At 64.5% G+C, this 12,981-nt stretch carries 12 protein-coding genes; 1 reads left to right on the top strand and 11 read right to left on the bottom strand.

Annotated features, from left to right (window positions below):
* Positions 1-125 precede the first annotated feature (125 nt).
* Both ACSQ84_RS14320 and ACSQ84_RS14325 read right to left on the bottom strand, forming a co-directional pair.
* The gene (locus ACSQ84_RS14320; RefSeq protein ID WP_436212336.1) at positions 126-908 is read right to left on the bottom strand and encodes an HpcH/HpaI aldolase family protein; all 783 of its coding nucleotides are present in this window, start codon (positions 906-908) and stop codon (positions 126-128) included.
* A gap of 580 nt (positions 909-1,488) precedes the next feature.
* Entirely contained in the window at positions 1,489-1,617 is a 129-nt protein-coding gene (locus tag ACSQ84_RS14325) for a hypothetical protein (RefSeq protein WP_436212337.1), read from the bottom strand.
* Between the two features lie 84 nt (positions 1,618-1,701).
* Between ACSQ84_RS14325 and ACSQ84_RS14330 the strand changes: the two genes are divergently transcribed.
* Entirely contained in the window at positions 1,702-2,784 is a 1,083-nt protein-coding gene (locus ACSQ84_RS14330; protein WP_436212338.1) for a serine hydrolase domain-containing protein, read from the top strand.
* 128 nt (positions 2,785-2,912) lie between these two features.
* On the opposite strand, the gene ACSQ84_RS14335 is transcribed toward ACSQ84_RS14330, so the two are convergent.
* The 9 genes from ACSQ84_RS14335 to ACSQ84_RS14375 all read right to left on the bottom strand — a co-directional run bounded on the left by ACSQ84_RS14335 (position 2,913) and on the right by ACSQ84_RS14375 (position 12,975).
* Entirely contained in the window at positions 2,913-3,347 is a 435-nt protein-coding gene (locus ACSQ84_RS14335; protein WP_436212339.1) for a hypothetical protein, read from the bottom strand.
* Positions 3,348-3,453: 106 nt separating this feature from the next.
* The gene (locus tag ACSQ84_RS14340; protein ID WP_436212340.1) at positions 3,454-4,986 is read right to left on the bottom strand and encodes an FAD-dependent monooxygenase; all 1,533 of its coding nucleotides are present in this window, start codon (positions 4,984-4,986) and stop codon (positions 3,454-3,456) included.
* Between the two features lie 133 nt (positions 4,987-5,119).
* Positions 5,120-5,797, bottom strand: a complete 678-nt coding sequence (locus tag ACSQ84_RS14345) for a PilZ domain-containing protein (protein WP_436212341.1) — start codon at positions 5,795-5,797, stop codon at positions 5,120-5,122.
* A 317-nt stretch (positions 5,798-6,114) separates the two neighbouring features.
* Entirely contained in the window at positions 6,115-7,098 is a 984-nt protein-coding gene (locus ACSQ84_RS14350; RefSeq protein WP_436213074.1) for an SH3 domain-containing protein, read from the bottom strand.
* A gap of 1,042 nt (positions 7,099-8,140) precedes the next feature.
* Complete coding sequence (locus ACSQ84_RS14355; RefSeq protein ID WP_436212342.1) at positions 8,141-9,094, bottom strand: ribose-phosphate pyrophosphokinase; 954 nt, start codon at positions 9,092-9,094, stop codon at positions 8,141-8,143.
* Between the two features lie 170 nt (positions 9,095-9,264).
* A complete protein-coding gene (locus ACSQ84_RS14360; protein WP_436212343.1) occupies positions 9,265-9,891 on the bottom strand; it encodes a hypothetical protein in 627 nt (208 codons plus the stop codon).
* Positions 9,892-9,964: 73 nt separating this feature from the next.
* Positions 9,965-11,080: a ring-opening amidohydrolase gene (locus tag ACSQ84_RS14365; RefSeq protein WP_436213075.1), complete on the bottom strand. Its 1,116-nt coding sequence runs from the start codon at positions 11,078-11,080 to the stop codon at positions 9,965-9,967.
* A 6-nt stretch (positions 11,081-11,086) separates the two neighbouring features.
* Positions 11,087-11,851 (bottom strand): peptidoglycan editing factor PgeF, encoded by a 765-nt coding sequence (pgeF, locus tag ACSQ84_RS14370; protein WP_436212344.1) that lies wholly within the window; start codon positions 11,849-11,851, stop codon positions 11,087-11,089.
* Positions 11,848-12,975: a class I SAM-dependent methyltransferase gene (locus tag ACSQ84_RS14375; RefSeq protein WP_436212345.1), complete on the bottom strand. Its 1,128-nt coding sequence runs from the start codon at positions 12,973-12,975 to the stop codon at positions 11,848-11,850. The genes pgeF and ACSQ84_RS14375 overlap by 4 nt, the downstream gene beginning before the upstream one ends.
* Positions 12,976-12,981: the final 6 nt, after the last annotated feature.

The following is a 12,981-nucleotide window of genomic DNA, read 5'->3' on the forward strand; positions in this document are numbered from 1 at the left end:
GTTCCGAGCATAGCATTATGGTTGCTATGTTAACGTGAACCAGTTCACATCGAAGCGCTCAGATCGGCCGACAGGACGTCCGCTGATGTTTTTCGGGAATCTCGCGCGTGGCGTCGCCTTCGCCGCTATGTCTGCAACGTTCCTTGCAGCAGCTTGATGCCGTCGGCGAGCGCGCGCTGCATCAGCAGCGCGTCGACGCCGTAGGCGATCATGCGAAAGCCCTTGGCGCGGAAATCGCGCGCCGACTTCTCATCGCCGGCGAGAAAGCCTGGCGTCTTGCCGTGTTTCCGGCAGGCCTCGACCAATTTATCGACGGCGTCGTGGACCATCGGATTGTCGAACTGCCCCGGGATGCCCAGAAAGTTCGTCAAATCGTAGTGGCCGAGCCAGACCACGTCGACGCCATCGATGGCGGCGATCGCGTCGACGTTCGCGATGCCATCGGCGGTTTCGACCAGCGCAATCACCATCGTCCGCGTGTTGGCCTGCGCGATCTTGTCGGTCTCGGCGCCATCGGCATAGTCATCGTGCGCCGCGACATTGAACGCGGCGCCCCGACGCCCAACCGGGGGATATTTCGTGCAGTCGACGATCGCCCTGGCCTGCTCCGGGGTTTCGACCATCGGCACCATGATGCCCATCGCACCGATATCGAGCGCGCGTGCGATGTGATGATAGTCGCCGGAGGGAACGCGCACGAGCGGCACCAGATCGAGCCCGCGGCAGAATGCGAACTGCGCCTTGATCGTCTCGAAGCCGACGCCCGAATGCTCCATGTCATAGAGGATGAATTCCGCGCCCGCCTCGCGGCAGATCGCCGGGTAGCCGGGCGTGAAGAATTCGAATGTCATCGTGCCGAACGCACAGCCACCGGCCGCGAGCCGGGGCTTCAATGGATTTGGACGCAACGGATTTCTCCCCGAAGGTTCTTATTGTTCAAGCGCCCGGCATGGCCAACACGGCAGCGCGGCCGGGCACGCGCGTTGCTGTAACTTTACGCACGGCCGCCGTCCCGATCAATGCAGCCGTCCGGTAGGTCCTGCACGCGACCGGCATAACCGTCGCTCTGGGGAATGTCCGCTGACGAGGGAAGCACCGACATCAGATGGTTGAACGGATATGTCCGCGAATGAACCCGAAGCAAGCCGCGGGCCGTCGCCAGCGGCCGAGCGGTTGTGCCACCGATCTGATATCCTGCGCCGCGAGGGCTGGTTCAGCCTCTCACGCAGATGCGCGTTGGGTATGTTGATGTGTTGCATGCCCAGCAATTGAACCAAACGATTTTTGTTCGTTTTCGCGGGAGCGATCATGAAGAAGTGTCTTCTGGTGACGATTCTGGTGGCTCTCACCGGTACGGCCGCGGGGGCGCAGGCCACCAAAGACGCGCTCATCGCCCGTGCGAAATCATTCGAACTCGATACGCCCTATGTGCCGCCGCCAGGCGATCCCTTGATGCATCATGCCGCCGGATATGCGAAGGTCATGTGCTCAGCTGTATTCTTGAGCGGCCTTGCGCCCGATTTCGCGGCCGCAAATGTTGGGTTTTTCACGGCGCCCTACCGACAGCGCGCGAAGCTCGGCAAGCCAGTCATCGATCACGTCAACAAGGCGGTCCACGTCACGCTCCCCAACGGCGTGACCCGGACGGCCAAATATCTCGGGAGCCAGGGTTGCGTCGCGTTCCCCGCCGGCGAGAGCGCCATGAATTTCAAGCCGGTCGCCGTCACGAGCCGATTACCCGATCCCGCAACCCGATTGTGGCCCATGGGCGACCTGCTGCCGCAGGATCCCTTGCCGGCAGAAATCGACGCCGAGAAACTCAAAGCTGCCGTGAATGCCGCGTTTCAGCCGGCCGAAGCATTGACCGCGGCGTTCGTTGTGACGTGGAAAGGCCGCCTCATTGCCGAGCGCTACGCGGAAGCCGTCACGGCGCAGACGGCGCTCGAAGGCTGGTCCATGGGCAAGAGTGTTACGGCAACGCTCTTTGGCATTCTGGTCAAGGACGGCGTCTATGAATTGGACCAGCCGGCACCGGTCCCTGAATGGCAAACGCCCGGCGACCCGCGCGCCAAAATACGCATTGCAGATCTCCTTCACATGTCGAGCGGGCTCCGGATCAGGGCGCCCCAGGACCCGGATTATGATCCAACGGGGCCTTACCCGGATCACGTCTATCTTTATACCGGCGGTATCGATTCCTTTCACTACGCGGCAACACGGCCATTGCAATGGCCTCCCAATACGGTCGGACGCTATCGCAATACCGATCCGGTTCTGATCAACTATCTGATCCGGCTCGGTGTCGAAAAAAGCGGCGGCGAATATCTCTCATTTCCTCAGCGGGTGCTGTTCGACAAGCTCGGCATCCGTACCATGGTGATCGAAACTGATCCGTTCGGAAATTTTCTGGGGCAAGGTTATGAGGTGGGCTCCGCGCGCGATTGGGCGAGGCTTGGCAACCTCTATCTTCAGGGGGGCGTTTGGAACGGTGAGCGCATTCTCCCGGAGGGCTACACCACATTCGTCAGCACGCTTGCGCCCGCCTGGGCCGCGGACAATCGGCCGATCTATGGAGCGTTTTTCTGGCTCAACGGCGACGGACAATATCCAGTCCCGCGCGATGCCTATTACATGGCGGGCGCTGGCGGGCAGACCACGCTGATCATTCCCTCGCACGATCTCGTCGTCGTGCGTCTCGGGCACTCTCTGGGCGAATTGTACGCCCCTTCAGGCTTCAGCAGGGCGCTGGCGCTGTTGATCGAGGCGGTGCCAAAAGCCCAATAGCCCCGGGGCCCGAATTTCCTGTTGGGCCATTTGGCGAGGGCGGGCCGAGAGGAGAGGATCAAAAAAAATCGCGCACCTGCGGTTGCTGTGAGCAGCACTACGTCCCCGCACACAATTCGCGGGCTGTGTCACAGCGCGAGAAATCCAAATGCGACAATCGCAGCCACCATGCTCGCGAAAATCAGCAGTGCCGGAAGGGATATTCTGATCAATGGTCTCGTCGAATCGCGCGCAGCCGACAGGCCGGGCTGAGGTTGAGGCCGTCTCTGGGGCCGCGCGGCTTTGCCCTCTGACGTAGGCGTGTGAGCCTTTGGTTCCGGGGCCGCGCCCACGCCTCCCATCTCGCTGTAATAAGCGCTATAGACCTCGCGAACCGCCAGGGCCGTGGACTCGGCCTCGCTCATCGTCTCGAGCCGGCTTCTGTAGCTGGTCAGAAAGCTCTGTGCGTTTGCGGGAAGGTCGTCGAAACCACCGAGCTTGGCCATCATGAGCCAAGTGGCAAAATCCGCCTCGGCTTTCGTGCGAGCTTTCCTGGCGATACCGGGGCTGGAGCTAGGGGACATGGTGGTCCGATTGGTTTGTCCGCCCAAACTCGCCGGCGTTCATGGCGATCGTTGGACAGTTCGCACGTCCGGGGTTGGCACGTTTGAGGCATGCCGCGGTCCTCGATTATGTCTGCTTATGGGTTGGGCCGGAAGTGGCGGCGGGAGGTCCGAACCAGATGGTCAGCGCCTCAGCAAGTCCCATCTCGGTTGCATCGCCCACCCAGGCCACATATCCGTCGGGCCGAATTAACACGGCATCGGGAGCATTGACCGCGCCAAGTGCAGGAAGTTCCCACGCGTCATCATACCTGGCATCGATCAACTGAACCCGATCCGCCCACGGTGTGATGTCGAAACCGCCGGGCTCGGCGAGATTGAGCAGCACCGGCCGGGCACCGTGCAGCAGGGTGAACAGGCGCAGCGGGCCGCCTTCGGTGATCAGGTCGATATCCGGCATGCGGCGCCCGAGCAGGGGATGTCCTGCGCCGAGATCGTAATGAATGCCCAGGCCGGACATGTCAGCGGCGAACCGCTTGCGCGGCTCGTCCATGCACATCAGCTCGGACATCGCCTCGCGCAAGGCGTTGGTGCGGTCGTCGGTGCGGAGCAGGGCTACTTTGGCCATCGTGTTGCGTAGCGCGATGGCGGCGACCGGGTGCCGCTCGGTATGGTAGGTATCGAGCAGGCTTTCCGGCGACGTCTGCTTGACGACTTGTGCCAGCTTCCATCCCAGATTCACCGCATCCTGCACACCGAGGTTGAGGCCCTGTCCGCCCGCCGGGTAATGCACGTGTGCGGCGTCGCCGGCCAGCAGCACCCGTCTGTCTCGGTAGGAAGCCGCCTGCCGGGTCATGTCGGTGAATCGGGTGATCCAGGTCGGGCTATGGATGCCGTAATCGGTCCCGTAGATGTCGATCAGCGCCGCGCTGAGATCGCCTAAGTTTGGTTCGCCGCCGGCCCCGACCTGCCGTTCGGTCACCATCACCCGTAGCGGCCCGCCATCCAGGTAAATCAGCTCGCCGTCGCGGATCTCGTAATTCAACCTGCCGAAGGAATGGACGCCGAATTCGTTGCGGTGAATTCCCAATTTCGGCTGCTCGGTCACCTCGACCTCGGCGAGCAGGTTGCTCACGGTCGGATCAGATCCGGGGAACGCGATGCGGGCGGCTTTGCGGATCAGACTGCGGCCTCCGTCGCACCCGACGAGATACTCCGCGCGCAGCGACGCACCGTCGGACAGCGCGACGTCCACGCCGGTGTCGTCCTGCGTGAAACCTGTCACCTCAATTCCGCGATAGATCGGCACCTTCAGCTCGCCGACCCATTCGGCCAGGATGCGCTCGATATGGTTCTGCCACAGCCCGAGCCCGTAATTGTGCCGGGTGGGAAAGTCGCTGATATCAAGGGCAAGGTGGAAGTGCACGGCCTGAAAGGTCTGTCCCTGCGAGAGGAACCTGTCGGCGATGCCGCGCTGATCGAGGATCTCGATGCTACGGGAATGCAGACCGCCGGCGCGTGCGCCCGCAAGCTCCTGGCTGGCGCGCCGTTCGACAATGGCGACGTCGATATCAGCCAGCGCCAGCTCGCCCGCCAGCATCAGCCCTGTCGGGCCGCCTCCGGCGATCACCACCGCATGCTCAGTCCTTGCCGCACCCATTTCGTCCCCCCGTAGCTGTTGGCTTCGGCTGGCGTTCTACGGGATGACCGGGGTCTTGAAGCAAGCCCCCTGCACGCTACATATCAGTGTGGGGAGACTGGGTATTCCGCTTTTTGCGGACGGATCTTGCCGTTCAAACCATCACAGCGTTGAAGGCCGCCACCGGTTCGGGCAAGGCGGTAACGGTTCTCGGCGCGGCTGGAATGGTTCGGGCAACCAGCCGCTCGAGATCGCGAACCGTCTGTTGCTCGACGAACTTGACCGCGATGCCGTTGGGCAGCAGCCGCACCACGCGGCCGACCAACGCGCCGACCGCGAGCGGCATGCCGACGGGCGGCTGCACGGCGGTCGACACCGCAACGCCGGAGACCGAGCAATCGATGATGAAGCAGGGATGGGCCGAGCTGTCGGCCAGGGTCAGCGTGGAATGCGGATTGGGTGGCACGAAGCGCGCGTTCTTTCGCAGCTCCAGCATCGCCGGATTCTTCTGCTTCTTCTCCAGCCAGATCAGCATGTCCGAGAGTTTTTCGCGCCGTGCGCGGGTCATCTCCAGCTCGAGCATGAAACTGCGATCCATCGTATCGCTGATGCTGCCCTCGAATTTTCCGAAGTCGCGGAAATACGACGTGAGGCGGTCGCCGATCTTGCCGACCACGGGCACCTCGACGATCATCCGGAACGGCGACACGCGCGTGGTGCGGCAGGCGAAGGTGCGAAGCTTGCCTTGCGGGTCATACCAGTTCGGCAGTGTGTAGCTGCCACCGACGATGACATTGACCGCTCGCTGGCTGAGGAAATCCTGAACAGGCACGGGGGATCCTTGCTGAGGGGCATGGAAGAGTTTGAGCGGCCGCTGATCTCCGTCAGCTTGGAAGGCAGCTCCTCGGCCATTCGCGACCTCGGATGCACGGCGCGAGACGACCCATCGGCCTGTTCAGGGCCGGGCCTTCTCGTCTAGGTAGATTTACGGGAATTTTCTGAACGGGTGGTAAAAAGGTAGGCGGAATTGGTAGATTACCTAATGAACCATGAATGGAACCCGAGGGCGAGTACGTGGTGGTGGATTAGAAGCCGCCAGTAGCTTCGTCGCGCAAAGAAAAGCCCGGCTCGGGCCGGGCTTTTCATTCATTAGCGCTTGTCGTGACCTTGGCCACCGCCCGGTCCGCCGCCGCCGCGTGGTGCGACGTTGATGTGCGGCGCGCCGCCGCCATGCGGCACCGCGGGCGCTGCTGCGCGCGGGGCAGCTGGGGCCGGCATTTGCGCGCGTGCGTTCGTCGGCGGGCCACCGCCGCCGCGGGCACTGGGTTGCGCCATGTGGGGCGCGGCACGCTCGATCCGCGGCGCAGCCGCACGCGGTTGGTCATGACCGCGGGCCATGATCGGCGGCGTCTGCGTGCGGGCGCGGGCCGTCGGCGGCTCGCGCACGGCTGCTCTTGCGTTCTCACGCGTCATCCGCGCGTTGTCGCGCGTCATGCGGGTCTGCACCGCTGCGCGTTCGTGCCGTTCGCGTGCGGTACGCGTCGCAATGTCCTTCTCCCGCGTCACGCGTTCCGTCACACCGGCGCGCGTCCGTTCCTCGATGCGGGCACGCGACCTCTCCACGACACCAGCACGCGCCCTTGCCTCGGGGAGCGTAGCGTCGCGCGCTGCCGCCGCGCGGCCGATCCGAGCCGCCGCCGGGTTGATCGTCAACCGCGTCGCGAAACGCTCATGAGATCTCCAGTAATCGCTCCAGTAGGCGCGGCGCTGATACCAGGGACGTCCCGCATAGTGGCTCGACCAGTACGAGGCCAGCACGAATGGCACGACGGGAACGTCGATCCTCTCGACATAGTCGGGTAGATAGACGTAGCGGTTGCGGTAGAGATATTCGAGATATTGCGACGATACCCAGCCTCGGTCATCCGACCAGCTCACATCGCACCAGGCGATGCCTCTGAGACAGCCATGGATGTTGACACGGGCGCCGCCGGGAATGCGGTCGACCGTTGGAAAGCCTTCACCGGGCCCCGCCCTCAGGCTGACCGTGGTGGTGACGATACCCGGCGCCGCCAGTGCGGCGGTCGGCATCAGCAGCACGGCCGCTGCGATAATCAATCCTCTCAATTTCATGTTCATGACGAGTTCCTCCTCACGAGTCGGAACGCCGTAGCGAAACAGGCGTTCCCTGAAGAGTGGGCGCGTTAGCAGAATGCAGGCGTCTCGCAGGCGCGAGAACGCGGTGTACTTGCTTGTCGTTGCGGGATGCGCCGGGCGCGCAGTGCCGCATGCCCCGACTTGCTTGCGATCTGGAGACTGAGTCGTCCCGCGCGCAACCGCAATCTGGATGGGGTAGGTGCGACAAAACAACCCGACGGGCAAATCACTTCGGCTTTGCGGAAATCGTGTCAAGCCCCAGAATAAAAAATATTTCGCTTTTACAGAATCAAAATCAGAGATACATATTCGGCCATCCCGTCCTGGTCAGAAGGGCGTCGGCCGTGGTCACGGACGTTGGACGGGGTAGCGGTGGACGTGACGGTGCCCTTGACCAAAGGCGCCGAAGCGTACGGTGAAGACGAGTGGTCCCGACGTCGCGGTGCTGGCGTCAATGCACCTGGAGGCAATAGCTTCCAGGGCGCAACGGAGGCAAAAGAGCCGTTCTCCGGGGAGAGCACGTTATAAGCCGTAAAGCCATTGCGCAGGGAAGGCCGGGTGTTCACCGCTGGACCTGTATGCTCGTGTGCATTTTTTCTATGCAAACCGCACACGAGACCGCGGGTGCAGCGCGCACCCGGTCTTCCCTGCGCCCTCTCATTGGAGGGCGGGAAGTTTCTGGCAAGACTCGGGCGCAATGCGTCGCGAGAATGCGAAGGTGTGCTTCCGTCATCCTGAGGCGCGAGCGTAGCGGTGCACCTGCACCGCTGGGCGAGCCTCGAAGGATGAATCGGCCACAGCCGGGCCGTCGTCCTTCGAGGCGCGCAAGAGCGCGCACCTCCCGAGTGAGCGCAAATGCGCTCATCCGGGGATGACGGGATCGAGATAAGCGGGCCACCAGGTGCCGATGATTGAATCGAAAGGTCACGGCGTACTGGATCCCCCGCATGCGCGGGGGATGACGGCTGTGTGTGGAAGGAAGACCGCGGCAAGTGCGCCTTCGGCTGTCCTGCGCGCCTCAATCAAACAAGCTCGAAACCGACTCTTCCGCCGCGGTGCGGCCGATGGCTTCGGCGATCAGTCCGGCGATCGAGAGCGTGCGGATGTTGGCGGCCTTGTTGACCGCCTCGGTCGGCAGGATCGAGTCGGTTATCACCAGCTCCTTGAGCCGGGAGCCGGCGATCCGCGCGGCGGCGCCGCCGGACAGCACGCCATGGGAGATGTAGGCGTAGACTTCCTTGGCGCCGTTGGCGATCAGCGCGTCGGCCGCGTTCACCAGCGTGCCGCCGGAATCGACGATGTCGTCGATCAGGATGCAGGTATAGCCGGCGCAGTCGCCGATCACGTTCATGACCTCGGATTCGCCGGCGCGTTCGCGGCGCTTGTCGATGATGGCGAGCGGCGCGTTGATCCGCTTGGAGAGGCCGCGGGCGCGCACCACGCCGCCGACGTCGGGCGACACCACCATCACGTTGGCGAGGTCGAAGCGCTCCTTGATGTCGCGCACCATCAGCGGCGAGGCGTAGAGGTTGTCGGTCGGGATGTCGAAGAAGCCCTGGATCTGGCCGGCATGCAGGTCGAGCGTCATGACGCGGTCGATGCCGGCATGCGTGATCAGGTTCGCGACCAGCTTGGCGGAAATTGGCGCGCGCGAGCCGACCTTGCGGTCCTGCCGGGCGTAGCCGAAATACGGGATCACCGCCGTGATGCGGCGCGCGGACGAGCGGCGCAGCGCATCGGTGATGATCAGCAATTCCATCAGATGGTCGTTGGCCGGATACGAGGTCGACTGGATGATGAACGCGTCCGAGCCGCGCACGTTCTCGAGCACCTCGACGAAGATTTCGTTGTCAGCGAAACGCCGGACGCTGGCCTTGGTCAGCGGCAGGTCCAGCCCCTCGGCGATGGCCTTCGCCAAAGCGGGATTGGAATTGCCGGCGACCAGCTTGATGGAGCCGTTCTTGGCGGACATCGACGCTTCTCCCCGCGCCTTGCTGGATACGACATTCAGCATCTCAGATACCTGTAGCCCGGCGGGTTTCGATGCGCGAGGAGATATCAGGCAGGTGGTGCGGCTGGCAACCCATTGGCCCGGTTTTCCCTCGCAAAAAGCGGCCCATACGGGACATTACGGGGATAGCGTTACTGGCCGCTGAAGCCCAGCGCGGCCACGCCAATTGCACCTTCGGCGGGTGCTGTCTGCTCCACGCTCGCGACCGCGGAGCCGCGGCGGCCGGGCGAGGGGGCCGGCGCGGGCTGCGGCGCATCCGGCGTGCCGTTGATCATGCCGCTGAGGCCGGCAAGGCCGGCCTGCGCGATCTTGCGCAGCACGAGATCGTCAGCGGCGGCCCAGGCGTCGCGGCCGGCCTTGCCGGCCGGTTCCTCGCCCGAGAGCCGCAGCGCGCGCTGCTGGTTGCTGTCATAGACGTCCCAGACCCAGGCAATGACCGTTTTGCCGCGCACCACCTGCGCCGAGAGATAGCTGCGCACGCGGTAGGACGCGCTGCCTTCGCGCGAGACAATCGACAAGTTCCGCAGCTTCGATTCGCTGTCGAGCACGCCGACCATGCGGTCGAACACGGCCGGCGGCGGGCCGTCGATCGATTCGAAGGCCACGGTCGAGCCGCCGCCGCTGGTGGCCATCGCGTACGATCCGCCCGCGGCACCCCCGCCGGCGCAGCCGCCGAGCGCGCATGCGACCACGAACAGTGCCGCGGCGACGATCGCGCGCGGGGCTCGCAGGCAAGAGGCTGGGATGAGGTCCCTCATGGCCCCCCGATATCGTTAAAATGGATTAAGGTCTAGGGCAGGGAAGCCACAGCCGGTGCCATACCCAGTGCGGTTATACGCGGGCAATCACCGCAACGGGTCCGCCGCCCGGCGGTCCCTGATGTTCGGCGCCGCCGGATACATAGACCGCGCTGGTCCCGGCGAGCCCGGCGATGAGACCGCCAACGGCCGCGCGGGCGTGCCGGGTGGCGCTGATGTCGGTGTCCTCGAGCATGATGTGACGGAATCCACGCACGGTTCCGTCCGGCGACGCTTCCGCCTTGGCGAAAATATTGACCAGACGATCCCGCATGACCCGATCGGAAGTATCGCCGAAACCGAGCCCGACGCTCCGCAGCGCCCCGATGACAGAAGCGGCATCGATGGCGTCGCGCATCACGCCATGCCCGATGAGGAAAGGGCTGGCCGACAGTTGCGAATTGCCGAGCACGATCACCACATTGTGCATCAGTTCGATGCCGGCGGAGGTGGAGGCCACGGACGAAAACAGGCTCCAGTCCTTCAGGATCCGCTCGTCGTCGATATTGCCTTCGATTTCGCCAAGCGCTGCGGCCACGCCGAGCGCCGAGGCGCCACGCGAGTAGGCCATCGATCCATACGCGCTGGTCGTGGCTGTCGTCTGCCCTCGCGCGTGGGCCGCCTCGACACGCTCGCTCGTCAGCAACGGACATTTGATCTGGACGAAATGCACGTCGGCGGGATCGTCGATCCCGGCATCCGCCATGGCGCTGCGGACCGCGCTGGCGGTCTCGTCGATCTGGGCGCGGCGGCCAAGTTCCTCCGGCAGGAATTCACGGGTCTGCGCGATGCCGATGCTCAGACGCTTGCCCGCGATGAGCTTGCTGGCGCCGGCGTCGGCCGTCGTGCGCGCGAACACCGTGATATGCGGACTGAGCACGCCTTCGGTGCCGCCCGACATCACGAACGCAATTCTGTGTTCGACGTCGCGGGATGCCAAACCGAGGCGAGGCGCGAGCGCGGCGCAGAGCGCGGACACCGCAAACTCTCGCGTAAAATCGTTCACGCCGCCATTGCCTTCGGTCTTGCCAAGGATCGCCAGGATCGACGCTGGTTCGATCTCGCCCGCGTCGATGAGATTAATCAAACCCGAGACGTCGCCCGGCCCCCTGGTCGGGATCAGGACGACGTCAACCGATGTCGTGCGCAGGGTCATTCAGGGTTCCAGCGCAATGGCGTGAACGTGACGGCCGTAGTCCGGCTCCTTGCGATGCACCGAGCGGCGGTAGCTGTAAAAACGCTCGTCGGAATAGGTGTCGACGCCGATGTCGTCGATCATCAGCACGCCGGCATTTTCCAGCCGCATCCGGATGTAGCCGGCGAGGTCGAACATCGAATGGCCGGCGCGCTCCGAGGGGATGAAGTACGCGGCATTGCCGGCGTCGGCGTCCAGAAAACGCTCGACAAACTCGCCGCCGACTTCGTAGGAGTGCTGGCGGATCAAAGGGCCGATCGCCGCCACCACGCCGCTGCGGTCGGCGCCGAGCCTCTCCATTGCATCCACCGTGGATTCGATAATTCCGGTCAGAGCGCCCTTCCAGCCGGCATGGGCGGCGCCGATCACGCGGGCGGTGGGATCGACGAACAGGACCGGCCCGCAATCGGCCGCGGTGACGCCGATCGCAAGGCCCTCGGTGCGGGTGACAAGGGCGTCGGCGCGCGGCTTGTCGCCGGGCCATGGACCGGTTGCCACCACGGCATCGGGCGAATGGATCTGGTGCAGGCTGAGCAGGCGATCCGGCGCGACGCCCATTTGATCGGCCATCCGGCGGCGATTCTCCGCGACATGGGCGGCATCGTCGCTCGAACCGAGGCCGCCATTGAGGCCTTGGTAAATTCCGCGGGACACGCCGCCTTCGCGGGTAAAGAAGGCGTGGCGCAGGCCCGGAATGGCCGACAGAAGCGACGAGCCGTAGGTCATGGAGCCTCTGTTTCGGAATACGCCGCTTCGTCGGACAGGCCCGCGACCGAGGTCAGATTCGGCTCCGTGATCGCCAGCACCTTGAACATCGAGCCCATGCCGCCGCGGCCGCTGTCGGTCAGCCGCTTCAGCGCGGCGGAAATATCGGCGGACACTTCCGGCGTGGTCTTGCCCATCAGCGTGACGGCGCGGGTCTCGATGCCGAGCCGCTTGAGGAACTCGCCCTGCGTCACCGGTCCGTGGGCGCGCGCGCCCATGTCTTCGGCGGCACGCACCAGCGCCTGGAAGTCGACATGGGCGGTGACGTCGGCCTGGCCTGGATTCTTCAGGGGATCGGTGAAGCTGTGGCGGGCGATGGCCTGGAAGGTATCGCCGGCGTCGCTGCGCAGGTGGCCGTAATCGATAATCAGCGCCGCGCCGTCCTGCTCGCGCACGCGCTTCGCGATCTTCATGATCTCGGCGTCGGGCCGCCATTCGAACACGGCGCCGACCGGGGCGGCGCGCACCAGCGGCGGCAGCAGCACCTCGAAGCGCGGCGTCGGCTCGTCGGCGGCCGCGAATACCAGCTTGCCGCTGTCGTCGAGCTTGATCACGCGCTCGTGCCAGCCGGTCTCGCGCTTTACCACCTGGTGGATCGGCAGCACGTCGAAATATTCGTTGGCGAAGATCACCGCGGGCCCCTCGGGCACGTCGTCGATGCTGTCGTGCCAACTGAGATTGCGCACTCCGGACAGCGTCGCGCGCTGCTTCTCGCGCAGCACCGGATTGATCTCGACGAGGTGGGTGCTGAGCGATTGATAGAGCGGCGGCAGCACCCGCAGCGCGCGCAGCGCGTCCGCCATCATGGTGCCGCGGCCGGGCCCGAGTTCGACCAGCCGCAGCGTCGGCGGCGAGCCGATCGCCTTCCAGACCGAGGCGGCCCAAAGCCCCAGCAATTCGCCGAACATCTGGCTCACTTCGGGCGCGGTGGTGAAATCGCCCTCGCGGCCGAGCGGATCGCGCGACACGTAATAGCCGTGGTCGGGATGCATCAGGCACAATTCCATGTAGCGCCAGACCGGCATCGGGCCTGACGATTGGATCAGCTTCCTGATCTCGGATTGCAGCGGCGAATGTTCGGTCACGGCCTG

The organism is Bradyrhizobium sp. LjRoot220 (assembly GCF_964252915.1).
Taxonomy (GTDB): domain Bacteria; phylum Pseudomonadota; class Alphaproteobacteria; order Rhizobiales; family Xanthobacteraceae; genus Bradyrhizobium.